Raw genomic sequence first — 20463 nt, 5'->3', positions numbered from 1 at the left:
GACCGATGGCCGACGACACGCTTGCCCACCGCGCGCAGAACCCCACCGTCACGGAGACGGTGCAGCTCCCGCCGTCCTCGCCGCCGACGAACCACGGCAAGACCATCGCTGCGTGGACCACCACGTGGGTCGTGGTCGCGGGCGGGCTCATCGCCGCGATCGGCATGGTGGCCGCGCTCGTCTGGCTGTTCTGGGTCGGCATCGGCCTCTGCTTCGCCGGCCTCGTCGTCGGCAAGGTGCTCTCGGTGCTCGGCTACGGGCAGGGCGGCGCCGCCACCCTCGCGCGGCAGAAGGCCCACGGCGGCCACTGAGCCGCGCCGACCGCGCCGCCGTCGGCCGCTGATCCCGTGACCGAGACGCCGACGTCGGCGGGTCCGCGGACCGCCCCACCCGGTCCGCCGCTGACGTGGTGGGACCGGACGCGCGGCGCGTGGCTGACCGCGGGCGTCGTCGTGGTGGGCACCGCCGTCGTCGCGGTGCGCGACCCGCACGTCGCCGGCAGCTACGGCGTCTGCCCGCTGGTCCTCGCGACCGGCCTGTCCTGCCCCGCGTGCGGCGGCCTGCGCGCGACCCACGACCTGGCGCACGGCGACCTCGCCGGCGCGTGGGGGAGCAACCCGCTGTGGGTGCTCCTGGTGCCCGTGCTCGTCGTGCTGTGGGCCTGGTGGCTGCTGCGGCGGTCGCGCGGGCGGGAGGCGCGCCTGCCCGCGTGGACGGCCTGGGTGTTCCTCGGGCTCGTCCTCGTCTTCGGCGTGCTGCGCAACGTGCCCGCGCTGGCGGTCTGGCTGGGCCCCTGACCGGGGCGGACGCGGCCGGACGGTCCCGTGGAAGGTCCTGCGGATGCGAGACCGGTGCCCCTAGCATGGCGGCGCGAGCCGACGAGGCCGCGACGACGCGACTGGAGGAACGGTCATGACCACTCCCGACGAGCCGACCACGCCGCGGGAGCCCGCGGGCGATCCCACGGGCGGCGTGACGCCTCCCGCGGAACCCGCTGCGCCCGCGCAGCCGTCCGCCCCGGGCGAGCCGACGCCACCGGCGTACGGAGCGCCGGCGTACGGCGCACCCGCGTACGGAGCACCTGCCTACGGAGCGCCCGCGGCCGAGCCGTACCCGTCGGCGGGCAGCCAGCCCGCGGGCGACGGCTACCCCGCGGCGCCGGCGTACGGCCAGGTCCCGCCGCAGGGCTACGCGCAGGGCTACCCGGCAGGCGCGGCGTACCCGCCGGGCGGGTACGCCGCGGCGCCGGGGTACGGGTACAGCTACCCGAAGAACAGCCTCGGGATCTGGTCGCTCGTGCTCGGCATCGCGAGCATCGTGCTGAGCTGCGGGCTGTTCACGGGCATCCCCGCGATCATCGTGGGAAACCGGTCCAAGCAGGCCGTCGCCGCCGGTGAGGCCAACAACGAGGGCCTCGCCACCGGCGGCATCATCACGGGCTGGATCGGCACGATCCTGTCCGTGGTCGGCGTCGTGGCCGTGATCGTCGTCGCCGTCATCGCGAACGCGCAGAACCCCTGACCCCCCGCGCGGCGGCGAACCGCCCCGCGTCCGTCTTCGACCGAGGAGCACCCGTGTCCGACCCGAACGACCCCTACCAGGCCCGTCCGCCGTACGGCAGCGACCAGCCGTCCGACCAGCCGGGCGCGCAGCAGCCCGGCGCGGCACCCGGCTACGGGGCGCCGTCCGGTGCGCCGGCGTACGGCACGCCGCCGACCTACGGCGCGGACGCGCCGGGCTACCCGGCCGCGCCGCCCCCGTACGCGGGCGCCGTGCCGGGCACCGGCTACGGGGCGCCGCCGCCGCCCAACTACCTGGTCTGGGCGATCCTGTCGGCCGTGCTGTGCTGCACGCCGCTGGGGATCGTCTCGATCGTCTTCGCCGCGCAGGTCAACGGCAAGTGGATGGCGGGGGACGCGCAGGGCGCGTTCACCGCGTCGCGCCGGGCGCGGACGTGGGCCATCGCGGCCGCCGTCGTGGGCCTCATCTTCGTGCCGATCGCGTTCCTCTCGGGCATCTTCGACGCGTCCTCGGGCTCGATGTGACGCTCCAGGAGCGCAGCGCCGACCGGACCGCCGTCGCCGACGGCACGGTCCGGCGCGCTGCGCTCCTGGCGCCCTCCTCCCGGCTCGCCCCGGCGGCCGTGGGGGCCGTCGCCGTCGCGGCGGTCGGTCTGCTCGCCGTGGTCGACCCGAACGAGGCCGGCCACTACCCGACCTGCCCGTTCCTGGCGCTCACGGGCCTCTACTGCCCGGGCTGCGGCTCGTTGCGCGGGCTCCACGACCTGGCGCACCTCGACCTGGCGGGCGCCTGGTCGATGAACCCGCTGATGGTGCTGGTCCTCCCCGTGCTCGTCGGGGTCTGGGTGGCCTGGGCCCGGCGGTCCGCGGCGGGCCGACCACGTCGCCGCGTCGCGCCGGCGTGGCTGGTCTGGGGCTTCCTGGTCGTCGTGGTGACGTACTGGGTCGCACGCAACGTCCCGGCACTGGCTCCCTGGCTCGCCCCCTGACGCGCGGGCGCACCCGGAGCCCGACCGCTGCCGTCGCGACGCCCCGCCGCCTCGCCCCCCACCCGCCGCCACCCCCTCGGCGCGCCCGTGACGGCCGCCGCACGCGTGGTCCCACCTTCCGGGCTGTGGTCGGGGTCACCTGCCGTCGCCCGTACGATGACGTCGGGAGCAACCCGAACGCGCGGACGTGCCGCCGGGTTCCCGGGGGATTCGAACGAGGGGTGTGAGGCAGCGATGAGCGTGCTCGACGACATCGTCGCGGGGGTCCGTGAGGACCTCGCGGCGCGGGAGGCGGTCACGCCGCTGGACAAGGTCAAGGAGCTCGCGGCCCGTCGGCCGTCGGCGGTCGACGCGGTGGGGCGCCTCAAGGTCGAGGACGCCGTGACGGTGATCGCGGAGGTCAAGCGCTCGAGCCCGAGCAAGGGCGCGCTGGCGACCATCTCGGACCCCGCCGCCCTGGCCGCGGAGTACGAGAAGGGCGGCGCCACCGCGATCTCGGTGCTGACCGAGCAGCGGCGGTTCAAGGGCTCGCTCGCGGACCTGGACGCCGTGCGCGCGCGGGTGGACATCCCGGTGCTGCGCAAGGACTTCGTCGTCACGCCCTACCAGGTGTGGGAGGCGCGCGCCCACGGCGCGGACCTGTGCCTGCTCATCGTCGCGGCGCTCGAGCAGACCGTGCTCGAGTCGCTCGTCGAGCGCGTGCACTCGCTGGGCATGACGGCGCTGGTCGAGGTGCACGACGTCGACGAGGTTGCGCGCGCGGTGGACGCCGGCGCGCGGGTGATCGGCGTCAACGCCCGCGACCTGCGCTCGCTCGAGGTGGACCGGAACACGTTCATGCGGGTGGCCCCGGCCATCCCGTCCCACGTCGTCAAGATCGCGGAGTCCGGCGTGCGCGGGCCGCACGACGTCATGGACTACGCCCGGGCGGGCGCCGACGCCGTGCTGGTCGGCGAGGCGCTGGTGACCGACGACGCGCCGCGCCAGTCGGTCGCGGACCTGGTCGCCGCGGGCGCCCACCCCTCGCTGCGCGCGGTGCGCCAGTGACGGCCGCGGCCTCGCCCGGGCGCCCGGAGGTGCCGGACCTGCAGGCGCGCGTCGGCCTGCTGGCGACGCACGTGGGCCCGTACTGGGGCGAGTTCGGCGGACGCTTCGTCCCCGAGGCGCTCATCGCGGCCCTCGACGAGATCGACACGGCGTACCACAAGGCGCTGGCCGACCCCGCGTTCGGGGACGAGCTGGCGCGGCTGCACCGCACCTACACCGGGCGGCCGAGCCCGCTGACCGAGGTGCCGCGGTTCGCGGCGCACGTGGGGGCGGGGGTGCGCGTGTTCCTCAAGCGCGAGGACCTCAACCACACGGGCTCGCACAAGATCAACAACGTGCTGGGCCAGGCGCTGCTGGTCAAGCGCCTGGGCAAGAAGCGCGTGATCGCCGAGACCGGGGCGGGGCAGCACGGCGTCGCCACGGCGACGGCCGCGGCGCTGCTCGGGCTCGAGTGCACCGTGTACATGGGCGAGGAGGACACGCAGCGCCAGGCGCTCAACGTCGCCCGCATGCGCCTGCTGGGTGCCGAGGTCGTGCCCGTGACGATCGGCACGCGCACCCTCAAGGACGCGATCAACGAGGCGCTGCGCGACTGGGTCGCGAACGTCGAGACGACGCACTACCTGCTCGGGACCGTGACCGGCCCGCACCCGTTCCCCGAGATGGTGCGCGACTTCCACAAGATCATCGGCGAGGAGGCGCGCGCGCAGCTGCTGGGCGAGATCGGGCGCCTGCCGGACGCGGTCGCCGCGTGCGTCGGCGGCGGCTCGAACGCGATGGGCATCTTCAACGCGTTCCTGGACGACCCGGACGTGCGGCTGTTCGGCTTCGAGGCCGGCGGTCGCGGGCTGTCCGCAGGCGACCACGCGGCGCGGTTCTCCGGCGGCTTCCCGGGCGTGCTGCACGGCGCGCGCTCCTACCTCCTGCAGGACGAGGACGGCCAGACGGTCCCCAGCCACTCGGTCTCGGCCGGCCTCGACTACCCGAGCGTCGGGCCGGAGCACGCCTGGCTGCACGACATCGGGCGCGCCACCTACCTCCCCGTCACGGACGTCGAGGCGATGGAGGCGTTCCGGCTCCTGTGCCGTACCGAGGGGATCATCCCGGCGATCGAGTCCGCGCACGCGCTGGCGGGCGCGATCCAGATCGGGGCGCAGGCCACGCAGTGGTCCGACGAGCCCGTGGTGCTGGTGAACCTGTCCGGCCGGGGGGACAAGGACGTCGCCACGGCGGCGCGCTGGTTCGGCTACCTGGACGACGAGCACGGGGGAGAGGGCGACCAGTGACGGGCACGATCGGCGCCACGAGCGCGACCACGACGACGACGGGCCCCGCGCTCGACGCGCTCGCCGGACCGTCCCCCGACGGCGGCCGCGCGGCGTTGATCGGCTACCTGCCGGTGGGCTACCCGAGCGTGCCGGGCTCGGTCCAGGCCGTGCGGACGATGATCGACGCGGGCGTCGACGTCGTCGAGCTGGGCATGCCGTACTCGGACCCCGTGATGGACGGCCCGATCATCCAGCACGCCGTCGACGAGGCGCTGCGCGGGGGGACCCGGGTCAAGGACACGCTGACGGCCGTGGAGCGGGTCGCCGGCCGGGGCGCGCCGGTGCTGGTCATGACGTACTGGAACCTGGTGCTGCGCTACGGCGTCGACGCGTACGCGCGTGACCTCGCCGCAGCCGGCGGCGCCGGTCTCATCACGCCGGACCTCATCCCCGACGAGGCGGAGGAGTGGATCGCGGCGTCGGACGCGTACGGTCTCGACCGCGTCTTCCTCGTCGCGCCGAGCTCGACGCCGGAGCGGCTGGTGAGCACCGCCGCGGCGTCGCGCGGGTTCGTCTACGCCACCTCCACCATGGGCGTGACGGGCGAGCGCGCGACGGTCGGTGAGCGCGCGGCGCAGCTCGTCGCCGACGCGCGCGCCGCGGGTGCGGAGCGCGTGTGCGTCGGGGTCGGCGTCTCGCGGCCGGAGCACGCGGCCCAGGTCGCGTCCTACGCGGACGGGGTCATCGTCGGGTCGGCGCTGGTGCGCACGCTCGTCGACGCGCCCGACGAGGCGACCGGGCTGGACCGCCTCGCGGAGCTCACCGCGGCGCTCGCGCAGGGCGTGCGGACCGCTGATCGCCGTGGCGACCACGCTGAAGTTGGCACCGTGCCCGACCCGGGCGCGGACGACCGGTCGGTGACGGCATGACCGGCACGCTGCTCGCGTCGATCCCGAGCCCGTCCCAGGGCGTGTGGCACCTGGGCCCGTTCCCGGTGCGCGCGTACGCGCTCGCGATCCTGGCGGGCATCGTCGTCGCCGTCCTCCTGACCCAGCGGCGCTGGAAGGAGCGCGGGGGAGACCCCGACCAGATCCTCGAGATCTCGTTCTGGGCGGTCCCGTTCGGGATCGTCGGTGGCCGGATCTACCACCTGATCACGTCCCCGGACGCGTACTTCGGCCAGGGCGGCGACCCGTGGCGGGCGTTCGCGATCTGGGAGGGCGGGCTCGGGATCTGGGGCGCCGTCGCGTTCGGCGCGGTCGGCGCGTGGATCGGCTGCCGGCGCCAGGGCGTGCGGCTCGCGCCGTTCGCGGACGCGCTCGCACCCGGGCTCCTGGTCGCGCAGGCGCTGGGCCGCCTGGGCAACTGGTTCAACCAGGAGCTGTTCGGCGGTCCGACGACCCTGCCGTGGGGCCTGCAGGTCGACGACCCGGTCGCGGTGGCGGCGGGCTACCCGGCGGGCACGCTGTTCCACCCCACGTTCCTGTACGAGCTCGTGTGGAACCTGGCAGGGGCGGCGCTGCTGGTCTGGGCCGACCGGCGCTTCCGGCTCGGGTACGGGCGGGTGTTCTGGCTGTACGTGGTGATCTACACCGCGGGCCGGACCTGGATCGAGCTGCTGCGCATCGACCCCGCGCACGGTTTCCTGGGGCTGCGGATCAACGTCTGGACGTCGATCCTGCTCGGCCTCGGGGCGCTGGTAGCGTTCATCGTGGTCGGGCGTCGGCATCCCGGACGCGACACGACCCTCCTGCTGTCACCCCCCATCCAGCAGGACGAGCTCCACCACGGTGCGCACGCAGATGCGCAGGACGACGCGCAGGGCGCGGACCAGCAGGACCACCCTTCCGAGGGCGGCGAGCAGGTCGACGCGCTGCACGCCAGGTCGGCGGGCGAGAGGTCCGCCGCACCGGAAGACGAGGACGGCAAGCCGGCCCGCTGACCGGCCGGAGAGGCGCCCTCGCACGTGACCCAGGTCACACAGGGCGATGCGGCTCCCCGGTCCGACGGGTTGTATCGTCGCCCAGCACAAGGGCCGACGACGTCCCGATCCCCCCATGTTCGTGCGAGCCCCGGCCTCGGCCGGGGCACTGTGAGGACGGTAGAGATGACGTCGCCCAGCGGCCTGCCGAGCACGTCGCCCGACCGCGGCTCGTACCCCTTGTACGACCCGTCGGCCGAGCACGACGCCTGTGGCTTCGCGTTCGTCGCGACGCTGCGCGGCACCCCCGGACGAGACATCGTCGACGCGGGTCTGACCGCGCTGCTCAACCTCGACCACCGCGGCGCGGTCGGCGCCGAGGAGGACTCCGGCGACGGCGCCGGCATCCTCACCCAGATCCCGGACGCGTTCCTGCGCGACGTCGTCGACGCGGAGCTCCCGCCCGCGGGCTACTACGCGATCGGCATGGCGTTCCTGCCGCAGGACGAGGCCGAGCGCTCGTCCGTCGTCGCGGCGATCGAGGCCGTCGCGGCGGAGGAGAAGCTCGACGTGCTCGCGTGGCGCGAGGTCGTCGTGACCGCCGACCTCGTGGGCCCGACCGCTCGCGCCTCGATGCCCGTGTTCCGCCAGCTCGTCGTGGCCGACCCGTCGCGCGAGCTCGCCGGCGTCGCGCTGGACCGCCGGGCGTTCCGGCTCCGCAAGCGCGCCGAGCGCGAGCACGGGGTCTACTTCGCGTCGCTGTCATCCCGGACGCTCGCGTACAAGGGCATGCTCACGACGGGCCAGCTCGAGCCGTTCTTCGCGGACCTCTCGGACCCGCGGTACGCGTCCGAGATCGCGCTCGTGCACTCGCGCTTCTCGACCAACACCTTCCCCTCCTGGCCGCTCGCGCAGCCGTTCCGGATGATCGCGCACAACGGCGAGATCAACACCGTGCGCGGCAACCGCAACTGGGTCGCCGCGCGCGAGGGCACGCTGTCCTCGGAGCTCCTGGGCGACCTCGCGCCGCTGCTGCCCGTCTGCACCCCGGGCGGCTCGGACTCGGGCAGCTTCGACGAGGTGCTCGAGCTGCTTCACCTCGGTGGTCGCTCGCTCCCGCACGCGGTGATGATGATGATCCCGGAGGCGTGGGAGAACCACGCCCAGATGGACCCCGCGCGGCGTGCGTTCTACGAGTACCACTCGACGCTCATGGAGCCGTGGGACGGCCCCGCCGCGATGACGTTCACCGACGGCACGCTCGTCGGGTCCGTGCAGGACCGCAACGGTCTGCGTCCCGGCCGGTACTGGGTCACCGAGGACGGCCTCGTCGTGTGCGCGTCGGAGGCGGGCGTGCTCGACATCGACCCCGCGACGGTCGTCGCGAAGGGCCGCCTCGAGCCGGGCCGCATGTTCCTGGTCGACACCGGCGCGGGCCGCATCGTCGAGGACGACGAGATCAAGGCGCAGCTCGCGACGCAGCGGCCCTACGCGCAGTGGGTGCAGGAGAACTCGGTCTTCCTCGAGCAGCTCCCGGAGCGCGAGCACGTGGCGCACTCGGCGGCCTCGGTGCGCCGCCGCCAGCGCGCGTTCGGCTACACGGAGGAGGAGCTCAAGATCCTCCTGACCCCGATGGCGGCGAACGGCGCCGAGCCGCTGGGCGCCATGGGGTCGGACACGCCCGTCGCGGTGCTGTCCACGCGCCCGCGCCTGCTGTTCGACTACTTCACGCAGATGTTCGCGCAGGTGACCAACCCGCCGCTGGACGCGATCCGCGAGGAGCTGGTCACCGCCATCGGCGGCGCGATCGGCCCCGAGCCGAACCTGCTGAGCGACGGTCCGGAGCACGCGCGCAAGCTGATCCTGCCGTTCCCCGTGCTGGACAACGACCAGCTCGCGAAGATCGTGCACGTCCACAAGGAGCCGCGGCACGGGTTCCGGTCCACGATCATCCGCGGCCTGTACAAGGCGTCCGGCGGGGGAGAGGCGCTCGAGGCGCGCCTCGAGGAGATCTTCGCCGAGGTCGACCAGGCGGTAGCCGACGGCGTGAGCTTCCTGGTGCTCTCAGACCGCAACGGCGACGCCGAGCTCGCCCCCATCCCGTCGCTGCTGCTGCTCAGCGCGGTGCACCACCACACGCTGCGCCGGCACACGCGCACGCAGATCTCGCTCGTCGTCGAGGCCGGCGACGTGCGCGAGGTGCACCACGTCGCGCTCCTGATCGGCTACGGGGCCGCCGCGGTGAACCCGTACCTGGCGATGGAGACGGTGGAGGAGCTCGCGCGCAACGGCTACCTCGGGGCCGTCGGCCCGGACAAGGCCGTCGCGAACCTCATCAAGGCGCTCGGCAAGGGCGTCCTGAAGGTCATGTCCAAGATGGGCATCTCGACGATCGCGTCCTACCGGGGCGCCCAGGTGTTCGAGGCCATCGGCCTGTCCCAGCCGCTCGTGGACCGGTACTTCACGGGCACGACGAGCCGGCTCGGCGGCATCGGCCTGGACGTCGTCGCGGCCGAGGTCGCGGCGCGGCACGCCGACGCGTACCCGGCCTCCGGGAACCGGCAGCCGCACCAGCGGCTCGCGGTGGGTGGCGAGTACCAGTGGCGGCGCGACGGCGAGGACCACCTCTTCGACCCCGAGACGGTCTTCCGCCTCCAGCACTCGACCCGTACGCGGCAGATGGACGTCTTCCGCCAGTACACGCAGCGCGTCGACGAGCAGAGTCACCGGCTCATGACGCTGCGTGGCCTGCTCGCCTTCCGCGAGGGCGTGCGCGAGCCGGTCCCGCTCGACGAGGTCGAGCCGGTCGAGGCGATCCTGCGCCGGTTCAACACCGGTGCGATGTCCTACGGCTCCATCTCGGCCGAGGCGCACGAGACGCTCGCGGTCGCGATGAACCGGATCGGCGGCAAGTCGAACACCGGCGAGGGCGGCGAGGACCCGGAGCGCCTGCACGACCCGGCGCGCCGCTCGGCCATCAAGCAGATCGCGTCCGGCCGGTTCGGCGTCACGTCGGAGTACCTGACCAACGCGGACGACATCCAGATCAAGCTCGCGCAGGGTGCCAAGCCGGGCGAGGGCGGGCAGCTGCCCGGTCACAAGGTGTACCCGTGGGTCGCCAAGACGCGGCACTCGACGCCGGGCGTCGGCCTCATCTCGCCGCCGCCGCACCACGACATCTACTCGATCGAGGACCTGGCGCAGCTGATCCACGACGCCAAGAACGCGAACCCGCAGGCGCGGATCCACACCAAGCTGGTCTCCGAGTTCGGGGTCGGGACGATCGCCGCGGGCGTCGCGAAGGCGCACTCCGACGTCGTGCTGATCTCGGGTCACGACGGCGGGACCGGCGCGAGCCCGCTCACGTCGCTCAAGCACGCCGGCACGCCGTGGGAGATCGGGCTCGCGGAGACGCAGCAGACGCTGGTCCTCAACGACCTGCGCGACCGCGTCGTCGTGCAGGTGGACGGTCAGCTCAAGACGGGCCGCGACGTCGTCATCGGTGCGCTCCTGGGTGCCGAGGAGTTCGGCTTCGCGACCGCGCCGCTCGTCGTGTCCGGATGCATCATGATGCGCGTCTGCCACCTCGACACCTGTCCGGTCGGCGTCGCGACGCAGAACCCGGAGCTGCGTGCTCGGTTCACCGGCAAGCCGGAGTTCGTCGAGGCGTTCTTCGAGTTCATCGCCGTCGAGGTGCGCGAGCTCCTGGCGCAGCTCGGGTTCCGGTCGATCGAGGAGGCCGTCGGGCACGTCGAGCTGCTCGACACCCGGGCCGCGATCGACCACTGGAAGGCGGAGGGCCTGGACCTCACGCCGGTGCTCGCGCTGCCCGAGCCTAAGCCGGGCTCGTCGCTGCACCACACCAAGGCGCAGGACCACGCGCTGGACCGCGCGCTCGACAACCGCCTCATCGCGCTCGCCGCGGACGCGCTCGAGCGCTCGGAGCCGGTCCGCATCGACCTGCCCGTGCGCAACGTCAACCGCACGGTCGGCACCATGCTGGGCCACGAGGTGACCAAGCGGTTCCACGGCGCGGGGCTGCCCGACGACACGATCGACGTGAGCCTCACCGGCTCGGCGGGCCAGTCGTTCGGCGCCTTCCTGCCGCGCGGCATCACGCTGCGTCTGTTCGGGGACGCGAACGACTACGTCGGCAAGGGCCTGTCGGGCGGTCGGATCGTCGTGCGGCCCGACCGCAACGCGGTCCTGTCGTCGCACAACGTCATCGCGGGCAACGTGATCGGCTACGGCGCGACCTCGGGCGAGGTCTTCCTGCGCGGGCTCGTCGGCGAGCGGTTCGGCGTGCGGAACTCGGGCGCGACGCTCGTCGTCGAGGGCGTGGGCGACCACGGCTGCGAGTACATGACCGGTGGCACGGTCCTGGTGCTCGGCCGCACGGGCCGCAACCTCGCGGCCGGGATGTCGGGCGGCACGGCCTACGTGCTCGACCTGGTCCCCGAGCTCGTGAACCTCGAGGCCGTGCGCGGCAACGAGCTCGCGCTCGACCCGCTGGACGACGAGGACGCCGCGCTCGTCGAGCGGCTCCTGCGCCGGCACCAGGAGGAGACCGGCTCGCCCGTCGCGGCCGAGCTCCTGGCCGGCGACTGGCGCCCGCGCTTCACCCGACTCCTGCCCACCGAGTACGCCCGCGTCCGCCGTGCGCTCGCGCAGGCCGAGGCCGACGGCCTCGACCCTGCCGCGCCCGGCGTGTGGGACCAGATCCTGGAGGTGGCCCGTGGCTGACCACCGTGGCTTTCTGAAGGTCCGGGAGCGCGAGCTCCCGCCGAACCGTCCGGTCGAGGTGCGCCTGCGCGACTGGAAGGACGTGCACGCCCACCTCGAGGACGGTCAGCCGTTCCTCAAGGAGCAGGCGGGCCGCTGCATGGACTGCGGCATCCCGTTCTGCCACAACGGCTGCCCGCTGGGGAACCTCATCCCCGAGTGGAACGACCTGGTGTGGCGCGGGCAGTGGGGCGACGCGATCGAGCGCCTGCACGCGACCAACAACTTCCCGGAGTTCACGGGCCGCATCTGCCCGGCCCCGTGCGAGTCGTCGTGCGTCCTGGGGATCAACCAGCCGCCGGTGACCATCAAGAACGTCGAGGTCTCGATCATCGACGAGGCGTTCGAGCGTGGGCTCGTCACGCCGCAGGTGCCGCAGCGGCTCACGGGCCACACGGTCGCGGTGGTCGGGTCCGGCCCCGCGGGCCTCGCCGCCGCGCAGCAGCTCACGCGCGCCGGCCACACGGTCGCGGTGTACGAGCGGGACGACGCCATCGGCGGCCTCCTGCGCTACGGCGTGCCGGACTTCAAGCTCGAGAAGATCCACATCGACCGCCGGATGGCGCAGATGTCGGCCGAGGGCACGCGGTTCCGCCCCGGCGTGGAGATCGGCCGCGACATCACGTGGGAGCAGCTGCAGGCGCGGTACGACGCGATCGTCATCGCGACCGGCGCGACGGTCCCGCGCGAGCTGCGCGTCCCGGGCAACGACCTCGACGGCGTGATGTTCGCGATGGACTACCTGCACCCGGCGAACGCCGCGGCCGCGGGCCGGCCCGTCGAGGGCCAGGTCACGGCCGAGGGCAAGCACGTCGTGATCATCGGCGGCGGCGACACCGGCTCGGACTGCCTCGGCACCGCGCTGCGCCAGGGTGCGGCGTCGGTCACGACGCTCGCCATCGGCAAGACGCCCCCGGCGGACCGGCCCGCGAACCAGCCCTGGCCCACCGACCCGATCGTCTTCGAGGTCTCGTCCTCGCACGAGGAGGGCGGCGAGCGCGCGTACCTGGCGTCCACGGTCGGCTTCGAGCCCGACGAGACCGGCACGCGCGTCGCCCGGCTGCGGCTGGCGACCACCGAGTACCTCCCCGACGGCCGGCGCGTCCCGACGCCCGGCACCGAGCGGGAGATCCCGGCGGACCTCGTGCTCGTCGCGATGGGCTTCACCGGACCGGAGACCGAGGCCGTCGTCGGCCAGCTCGGCGTCCAGGTGACTCCGCGCGGGGCGTTCACCCGGGACGACGACTTCGCGACGGCGGTGCCGGGCGTGTTCGTCGCCGGCGACGCGGGCCGCGGGCAGTCGCTGATCGTCTGGGCGATCGCCGAGGGCCGCGCCGCGGCCGCCGCGGTGGACACCTACCTGTCCGGCGCCACCGAGCTGCCCCGCCCGGTCGCCGCGAGCACGGTGGCCCTGCGCCCCTGACCCCCCCATACCGGCGGGCCATGGCGGTCCGGCGGGACGTTCGGACTGAACCATCACACCTGGAAGGCATAGGCTCGCCTACATGCGTAGAGCAAAGATCGTCTGCACCCTCGGCCCGGCGACGGAGTCGCTCGACATGATCCAGGCGCTCGTCGACGCCGGCATGGACGTGGCGCGCATCAACCGCAGCCACGGCGAGCCCGAGGAGCACGCCAAGGTCATCAAGAACGTCCGCGCCGCGGCGCAGGCGTCCGGCCGCTCGGTCGCCGTCCTCGTCGACCTGCAGGGCCCCAAGATCCGGCTCGGCCGGTTCGTCGAGGGCAAGCACGACCTCGCGGTCGGCGACACGTTCGTCATCACGACCGACGACGTCGAGGGCACCAAGGAGCGCGTCTCGACGACGTTCAAGGGCCTCGTCGGCGACGTCAGCCCGGGTGACCCGATCCTCATCGACGACGGCAAGGTGCTCGTGCGCGTCGTCGAGGTCAAGGGCAACGACGTCGTCACGCGCGTCGAGGTCCCCGGTGCGGTGTCCAACAACAAGGGCCTGAACCTGCCGGGCGTCGCCGTGTCGGTCCCCGCGATGAGCGACAAGGACGAGGCGGACCTGCGCTGGGGCCTGGCGCAGGGCGCCGACTTCATCGCGCTGTCCTTCGTGCGGAACGCCTCCGACTACGACCGCGTGCGGCAGATCATGGACGAGGAGGGGCGCGTCGTCCCCGTCATCGCCAAGATCGAGAAGCCCCAGGCCGTCGAGAACCTGACCGAGATCGTCGCGGCGTTCGACGGCATCATGGTCGCCCGCGGTGACCTCGGCGTGGAGCTCCCGCTCGAGCAGGTGCCGCTGGTGCAGAAGCGGGCCGTCGAGCTGGCCCGGCGCAACGCCAAGCCGGTCATCGTCGCCACCCAGGTGCTCGAGTCCATGACGACGAACCCGCGCCCGACCCGCGCCGAGGCGTCCGACTGCGCCAACGCGGTGCTCGACGGCGCGGACGCGGTCATGCTCTCCGGCGAGACGAGCGTCGGTGACTACCCGATCGAGACGGTCCGCACCATGGCGCGGATCATCGAGTCCACCGAGGAGCTCGGCCGGGAGCGCATCGCGCCCCTCGGCTCGGTCCCGCACACGCGCGGTGGCGCGATCACGCGGGCGGCCGCCGAGATCGGCGAGCGGCTGGGCGTGAAGTACCTGGTCACGTTCACGCAGTCCGGTGACTCGGCGCGCCGCATGTCGCGGCTGCGCTCGTCGATCCCGCTGCTGGCGTTCACGCCCGTCGACTCCGTGCGCAACGTCCTGTCGCTGAGCTGGGGCGTGCAGACGCACCAGGTGCCGCAGGTCGCCAGCACCGACGAGATGGTGGGCCAGGTCGACAAGACGCTGCAGGCCAACGGCCTGGCCGAGCAGGGCGACTACGTGGTCGTCGTGTGCGGCGCGCCCGTGGGCGTCGTCGGGTCCACGAACTCGATCGTCGTGCACAAGATCGGCGACGAGAGCGACCGCATCGCCTGATCCCTCACGCGACCGGGCCCGGTGCCCGCCCCTCGGGGCGGCGCCGGGCCCGTTCGCGTGACGGGGTGCGCGCGGCTCAGAGCGCCGGGAGGGGCACCGGCGTGGGCTGCGGCAGGACGACGCGTGCGACCGCGGCCGGCGCGGTGGCGAGCTCGTGCAGCGCCGTGAGCAGCACGCGGTTGAACGCTGCGGGGGCGTGGGTGTTCACGTCGTGGCCCGCGCGGGGCACGACCGTCAGCGTCGTGCCCGGGCGGGCGCGCAGGTAGCGGCGCTCCTCGAGGCGCAGCGGGTCCGCCCGGCCGTTGACCAGCCAGACCGGCAGGTGGTGCAGGCGGCGCAGGTCCGCCAGCGGCGAGTACCCGGCGAGCGCGTGCAGCATGTCGGTGACCACGTGCCAGGTGCCGCGCCCGGTCCCGAGGACCCGCGTGACCCAGGTCGACGCCCGGCTGTACCCACGCAGCACCGGGCCGCGGGTCTGCGTCGAGCAGCCGGCGAGGACCACGCCCGCGACCCGGTCGGAGTGGCGGCCGGCGTACGCGAGGCTGACGTACCCGCCCAGCGAGAGCCCGACGAGCAGGGGAGGGACCGCGCAGCGCGCGACGGCCTCGTCGATCGCGGCGAGCGCGCCCTCGAGCGTGAACCGCTCGTCGGACCGGGTCCCGTGCCCCGGCAGGTCGAGGGCGACGGTCGGGTGACCGTGCCGTGCGAGCGCCGTGACCTGCGGGTCCCAGATGGCCGACGACGTGCGCGTGCCGTGCACGAGCACGATGGGGCGGGCGGTGTCAGGGATCGTGGGCTCCGGGGGTCGACGCAGTCGGCTCCCGGGAGCATACGTGCGGTTGCCCGGGTCATCGAGGGTGAAGTCGCCATCCGCACAGGACCTGCGCAGGTGCCGCGGGGGACCGACCCACGACTCGTGCCAATCCCTAAGCCGAGCGCCCCGGGGTGCCGATAGGTCGATGACGGTCGACGTGACACCTGGAGGTGCTGTGAAGCAGCTGGGCGAGATCCTTCTCGGCGAGGGAATCGTGACCGAGGCGCAGCTGCTCGCTGCGATCGACGAGCAGGTCGTCTCGGGCACCTCGCTGGGCCGCACGCTGGTCGAGCTCGGGATGCTCACGGAGAACCAGCTCGTGCAGGCGCTGGCGACGCAGGTCGGCATGCAGTTCGTCGACCTCGACGAGCACCCGGTGGACCGCGCTGCCGTCGCGATGGTGCCCGGGGCCCTGTGCCGTCGGTACACCGTGCTCCCGATCGCGATCGAGAACGGCGTCCTCGTGCTCGCCACCGCCGACCCCGGCAACGTCATGGCGGTCGACGACGTCCGGACCGTGTCCGGCCTGCAGGTCCTGCCGGTCATCTCGTCCTACGACGTCCTGGTGCGTGCGATCGACCGGTTCGTCCGTGCCGACGGCGAGATGGAGAACCTGTCCTCGGCGTTCGAGGACGCGCAGCCGGAGCCGGAGGCCGACCTGTCGCGGATGGGCGACTTCGTCGACGACGACGCGCCGATCGTCCGCTACGTGAACCTGCTGGTGACCCAGGCGATCACGGACCGCGCGTCCGACATCCACATCGAGCCGACCGAGCACGACCTGCGCGTCCGCTACCGCATCGACGGCGTGCTGCACGAGACGCAGCGCTCGCCCAAGAACATCACCGGCGGCGTCGTGTCCCGCGTGAAGATCATGAGCGACATCGACATCGCCGAGAAGCGCAAGCCGCAGGACGGCCGCATGTCGGTGGTGCACAACGGTCGCAAGATCGACCTCCGCGTCGCGACGCTGCCGACGGTGTGGGGCGAGAAGATCGTCATGCGCATCCTCGACAACTCCACGGCGAGCCTGGACCTGCGGGACCTGAGCTTCCTGGAGCACAACTACCAGACGTACCAGGAGTCGTACACCAAGCCGTACGGCATGATCCTCGTGACCGGGCCGACGGGTTCGGGGAAGTCGACCACGCTGTACGCGACGCTCAACGCGGTGTCCAAGCCGGACATCAACGTCATCACCGTCGAGGACCCGGTCGAGTACCGGCTCGCCGGCATCAACCAGGTCCAGGTCAACCCGAAGGCGGGCCTGACGTTCGCCGCGGCGCTGCGCTCGATCCTGCGCTCCGACCCGGACGTGGTCCTGCTCGGTGAGATCCGCGACCACGAGACCGCGCAGATCGCGATCGAGGCCGCCCTGACCGGCCACCTGGTGCTCTCGACGCTCCACACGAACGACGCGCCGTCCGCGGTCACCCGACTGACCGAGATGGGCATCGAGCCCTTCCTCGTCGGGTCCGCGCTCGACTGCGTGGTCGCCCAGCGACTGGCTCGTCGGCTCTGCCCGAAGTGCAAGGTGCCGTACCAGCCGACGCCCGAGGAGATGGAAGCCGCGCGCTTCCCGTGGGTGCCGGGGGAGCCGCTGCCGGAGATCTTCCGACCCGGGGGCTGCACGGCGTGCTCGAGGACCGGGTACAAGGGCCGGCTCGCCCTGCACGAGGTCATGCGCGTCACCGAGGACATCGAACGGCACGCGGTCGCCCACTCGTCCTCCGCCGACATCGCGGCCACGGCCGTGCGCCAGGGCATGACGTCGCTCCGCGACGACGGCTGGCACAAGGTGGCCCTTGGCCAGACCTCGATCGAGGAGATCCTCCGCGTGGTCGCCTGACCTGCGAGTCGGGTCGAACCGCCCGCAACCGTCCGCTCAAGTCGAGCGGGACGACCGCCGATGAATCGGGCAGGGCCGGTCGGCAGACGCACCGCGTCGCACGTCGAGCCACCCCCGGAGGGAGAACCACGTGAGCGAGCACTACCAGCCGCTGGGCGAGCCCACGCGCCCGCTGCCGCCGTACCGGCCGGCGGGGCCGCAGGCGGGAGTCTCGGGTGCGTCACCCCAGCCGGTGTTCTCGCCCATCCCGTCCCAGTCGACGAGCAACGCCCCCGAGGCCCCGATGTCGGTGGCCGCTGCTCGGGAGCAGTACCGCGGGCCGCAGACGCCGGCGGCCGGCAGCGTCGCCCACCCCACCTACGTGCCCGTCGGCGCGACGAGCTTCACGCCCGGCGGCGGTGCACCCGCTCCCGGCGTGCCCGCACCCGCTGCGCCCGCCGCTGCCGCATCCGTTCCCGCGCGGACCCCCGCCGCGGGTGCGACCTTCTCGCCGGGCGGCCCCGGCGGCGGCACGGTGTTCACGCCGGTGCCCTCGCAGTCCACCGCTCCGGCTGCGCCCGCACCGGCGCCCGGGACGTTCCAGCCCGCGCCCCAGCCGGCGCAGCAGACCGCCGTGATGCCGCCGGTCCCGGGCCAGCCCGCCGGCGGCCAGGGTGCGCGACCTGCCGGGGCGCCCGCTCCGTCCACGACGCGGCGCGACCGTGCCGCGGGACGCATCGGCATGGCGCAGGACGCGCAGGACGGCGACGTCGACATCGACGAGGTGCTGACCCGCATGGTCGAGCTGGGCGCGTCGGACGTGCACTTCACGACGGGCGCCCCGCCGATGATCCGTGTCTCCGGCTCGCTCAAGCCGCTCGAGGGCTTCGGGCCGATGAGCCCCGAGCCGCTGCGGCGCACGCTCTACGCGATCCTCACCCAGAAGCAGCGGGAGACCTTCGAGGCGAACCTCGAGCTCGACTTCTCGCACGCGGTCCGTGGGCTCGCGCGGTTCCGCGTCAACCTGTACCAGCAGCGCGAGTCGGTCGGCGCCGCGTTCCGCGTGATCCCCTACGAGATCAAGCCGCTCGAGGAGCTCGGGGTCCCCGCGGTGGTCGCGAACTTCTCGGGGCTGCCGCGCGGCCTGGTCCTCGTGACGGGGCCGACCGGCTCGGGCAAGTCGACCACGCTGGCGGCGATCGTCGACCTCGCGAACCGCACGCGCGAGGACCACATCATGACGGTCGAGGACCCGATCGAGTTCCTGCACCGGCACAAGAAGTCGCTGGTCAACCAGCGCGAGGTCGGTGCCGACACGCTGTCGTTCGCCAACGCGCTCAAGCACGTGCTGCGCCAGGACCCGGACATCATCCTGGTCGGGGAGATGCGTGACCTGGAGACGATCTCGGTCGCGCTGACCGCGGCGGAGACGGGGCACCTCGTCTTCGCGACCCTGCACACGCAGGACGCCGCCCAGACGATCGACCGCGTGATCGACGTCTTCCCGTCGCACCAGCAGGAGCAGGTGCGCACCCAGCTCGCGGGCGCGATCCAGGGCGTGGTGTGCCAGACGCTGTGCAAGCGGGCGGACTCGCCCGGCCGCGCGGTGGCGACCGAGGTCCTGGTCGCGACGCCCGCCATCCGCAACCTGATCCGCGAGGGCAAGACCCACCAGATCTACTCGGCGATGCAGGCGGGCGCCAAGCAGGGCATGCACACCATGGACCAGCACCTCGCCGAGCTCGTCAAGGAGGGCAAGATCTCCTACGAGGTCGGCCTCGAGAAGTGCCACCACGCCGAGGACTACAACCGGCTCACCGGTCGGTTCTCCGGTGCGACGCAGGGCGCGACGAACCTGGCCGACCCGGTCCTGACCGGGGCGCCCATGAACCACGGGCAGGTGATGTGATGTCGACCGAGGCCAAGACCTTCGAGTACGCCGTCCGCGACAAGGCGGGCAAGCTCGTCAAGGGCCGCGTGGAGGCACCCAACCAGGCGGCGGTCGCGAACCGGCTGCGGGACATGGGGCTCGCGGCGGTCTCGATCAGCGAGGTGAACTCCTCCGGGCTGAACCGCGAGATCAACATCGGTGGCGAGCGCGTCTCGCTCAAGGACCTCGCGGTCATGTCGCGCCAGATGGCCACGATGATCGACTCGGGCCTGTCGCTCCTGCGCGCGCTGTCGATCCTCGCCGAGCAGACCGAGAGCAAGGTGCTCGCGAGGATCATCGGCCAGGTCCGCAACGACGTCGAGGTCGGCACCGCGCTGTCCGTGGCCCTCGCGAAGCACGAGCACATCTTCCCGCCGCTCATGATCAACATGGTCAAGGCCGGCGAGGTGGGCGGCTTCCTGGACAAGGCCCTCGTGTCCGTCGCCGACAACTTCGAGGCCGAGGTCAAGCTGCGGAACAAGATCAAGTCCGCGATGACCTACCCCGTCGTGGTCTTCGTGGTCGCGATCCTCGCGACCATCGGCATGCTCCTGTTCATCGTGCCCGTGTTCGCCGGCATGTTCACGACGCTCGGCGGCGAGCTCCCCCTGCCGACCAAGATCCTCATGTACCTGTCGCAGGGGATGAAGATCACCATCATCCCGCTCGTGATCGCGCTCGTGGCGTTCTCGGTCTGGTGGGGGCGCAACAAGAACAGCCGCGCGGTGCGGGAGAAGATCGACCCGATCAAGCTCAAGCTCCCCGTCTTCGGCAACCTGTTCCGCAAGATCGCGGTCGCGCGCTTCACCCGCAACTTCGGCACGATGATCCACTCCGGCGTCCCGTTGCTCCAGGCGCTCGAGGTGGTCGGCGAGACGAGCGGCAACATGGTGATCGAGTGGGCCGCCAAGGACGTGCAGGAGTCGGTGCGCCGCGGCGAGTCGCTCGCGGGGCCGCTCGCGCACCACTCCGTCTTCCCGCCCATGGTCGTGCAGATGATGGCGGTCGGCGAGGACACCGGCGCGCTCGACACCATGCTCGGCAAGGTCGCCGACTTCTACGACGACGAGGTCGAGTCGACCACCGAGCAGCTCACGAGCCTCATCGAGCCCATCATGATCGTCGTCATCGGCGCGATCATCGGCTCGATGGTCATCGCGATGTACATGCCGATCTTCGGGATCTTCAACCTCATCGAGTGAGAGCTCGGCTGTCCGCGAGAGGGGTGTCACCGGCGCAGGCCGGAGGCACCCCTTTCGCCATTGTTTGCCGGCGTTTCTGCCGTGCTGGTCCGTTCGGGTGAATGTCGCGGTTCTGCGCGCGACTGCTCAAGTCGGCAGCCCCTGCGGACGATGTTGGAGATGCACGTACTGAACCGGTCCTCGGACCGGACTGAGTTGGACATCGTCAGCAACCATTTCGACTTCAGGA

Annotated in this window: 16 protein-coding genes; 15 read left to right on the top strand and 1 reads right to left on the bottom strand. The window is 72.7% G+C overall.

Annotated elements, in window-relative coordinates:
* The first annotated feature begins 5 nt into the window (after nt 1-5).
* From KIN34_RS13110 to pyk, 12 genes are all read left to right on the top strand, one after another.
* Nucleotides 6-311: an HGxxPAAW family protein gene (locus tag KIN34_RS13110; protein WP_214351314.1), complete on the top strand. Its 306-nt coding sequence runs from the start codon at nt 6-8 to the stop codon at nt 309-311.
* Nucleotides 312-347: 36 nt separating this feature from the next.
* Nucleotides 348-797, top strand: coding sequence for a DUF2752 domain-containing protein (locus KIN34_RS13105; RefSeq protein WP_307858234.1), 450 nt, complete (start codon nt 348-350; stop codon nt 795-797).
* A gap of 115 nt (nt 798-912) precedes the next feature.
* Nucleotides 913-1521 carry a DUF4190 domain-containing protein gene (locus KIN34_RS13100; protein WP_214351311.1) on the top strand — a complete coding sequence of 203 codons (609 nt, stop codon included), beginning with the start codon at nt 913-915 and terminating at the stop codon, nt 1519-1521.
* Nucleotides 1522-1574: 53 nt separating this feature from the next.
* On the top strand, nt 1575-2045 hold the full coding sequence (locus KIN34_RS17180) for a CD225/dispanin family protein (RefSeq protein ID WP_307858233.1): 471 nt from the start codon (nt 1575-1577) through the stop codon (nt 2043-2045).
* Nucleotides 2042-2509 (top strand): DUF2752 domain-containing protein, encoded by a 468-nt coding sequence (locus KIN34_RS13090; RefSeq protein ID WP_214351308.1) that lies wholly within the window; start codon nt 2042-2044, stop codon nt 2507-2509. Before KIN34_RS17180 ends, KIN34_RS13090 begins: the two co-directional genes overlap by 4 nt.
* 234 nt (nt 2510-2743) lie before the next feature.
* Nucleotides 2744-3556 (top strand): indole-3-glycerol phosphate synthase TrpC, encoded by an 813-nt coding sequence (trpC, locus tag KIN34_RS13085; protein WP_214351306.1) that lies wholly within the window; start codon nt 2744-2746, stop codon nt 3554-3556.
* Nucleotides 3557-3585: 29 nt separating this feature from the next.
* Nucleotides 3586-4842 carry a tryptophan synthase subunit beta gene (gene trpB / locus KIN34_RS13080; protein ID WP_372449557.1) on the top strand — a complete coding sequence of 419 codons (1257 nt, stop codon included), beginning with the start codon at nt 3586-3588 and terminating at the stop codon, nt 4840-4842.
* Entirely contained in the window at nt 4839-5753 is a 915-nt protein-coding gene (gene trpA / locus KIN34_RS13075) for a tryptophan synthase subunit alpha (RefSeq protein WP_214351304.1), read from the top strand. The genes trpB and trpA overlap by 4 nt, the downstream gene beginning before the upstream one ends.
* Nucleotides 5750-6766 (top strand): prolipoprotein diacylglyceryl transferase, encoded by a 1017-nt coding sequence (lgt, locus tag KIN34_RS13070; RefSeq protein WP_214351302.1) that lies wholly within the window; start codon nt 5750-5752, stop codon nt 6764-6766. The genes trpA and lgt overlap by 4 nt, the downstream gene beginning before the upstream one ends.
* Before the next feature lie 165 nt (nt 6767-6931).
* On the top strand, nt 6932-11488 hold the full coding sequence (gene gltB, locus KIN34_RS13065; RefSeq protein ID WP_214351300.1) for a glutamate synthase large subunit: 4557 nt from the start codon (nt 6932-6934) through the stop codon (nt 11486-11488).
* Entirely contained in the window at nt 11481-12950 is a 1470-nt protein-coding gene (locus tag KIN34_RS13060) for a glutamate synthase subunit beta (RefSeq protein ID WP_214351298.1), read from the top strand. Before gltB ends, KIN34_RS13060 begins: the two co-directional genes overlap by 8 nt.
* A gap of 82 nt (nt 12951-13032) precedes the next feature.
* The gene (gene pyk / locus KIN34_RS13055; protein ID WP_214351296.1) at nt 13033-14460 is read left to right on the top strand and encodes a pyruvate kinase; all 1428 of its coding nucleotides are present in this window, start codon (nt 13033-13035) and stop codon (nt 14458-14460) included.
* A gap of 76 nt (nt 14461-14536) precedes the next feature.
* Here pyk and KIN34_RS13050 read toward each other — a convergent pair whose 3' ends face one another.
* Nucleotides 14537-15220, bottom strand: coding sequence for an alpha/beta fold hydrolase (locus tag KIN34_RS13050; protein WP_307858232.1), 684 nt, complete (start codon nt 15218-15220; stop codon nt 14537-14539).
* 229 nt (nt 15221-15449) lie between these two features.
* On the opposite strand from KIN34_RS13050, the gene KIN34_RS13045 reads away from it, so the two are divergent.
* The 3 genes from KIN34_RS13045 (at nt 15450) to KIN34_RS13035 (ending at nt 20234) form a co-directional block, all read left to right on the top strand.
* Complete coding sequence (locus KIN34_RS13045) at nt 15450-17123, top strand: GspE/PulE family protein (RefSeq protein WP_214351290.1); 1674 nt, start codon at nt 15450-15452, stop codon at nt 17121-17123.
* Between the two features lie 130 nt (nt 17124-17253).
* The gene (locus KIN34_RS13040) at nt 17254-19011 is read left to right on the top strand and encodes a PilT/PilU family type 4a pilus ATPase (protein ID WP_307858231.1); all 1758 of its coding nucleotides are present in this window, start codon (nt 17254-17256) and stop codon (nt 19009-19011) included.
* Nucleotides 19011-20234 carry a type II secretion system F family protein gene (locus KIN34_RS13035; RefSeq protein WP_214351287.1) on the top strand — a complete coding sequence of 408 codons (1224 nt, stop codon included), beginning with the start codon at nt 19011-19013 and terminating at the stop codon, nt 20232-20234. The genes KIN34_RS13040 and KIN34_RS13035 overlap by 1 nt, the downstream gene beginning before the upstream one ends.
* The last annotated feature ends 229 nt before the right edge of the window (nt 20235-20463 follow it).

Origin of the sequence: Cellulomonas fulva (assembly GCF_018531375.1) — a bacterium.
GTDB lineage: Bacteria > Actinomycetota > Actinomycetes > Actinomycetales > Cellulomonadaceae > Cellulomonas > Cellulomonas fulva.
The sequence above is the reverse complement of the archived record's forward strand: the minus strand, read 5'-3'. Positions and strand labels throughout refer to the sequence as shown.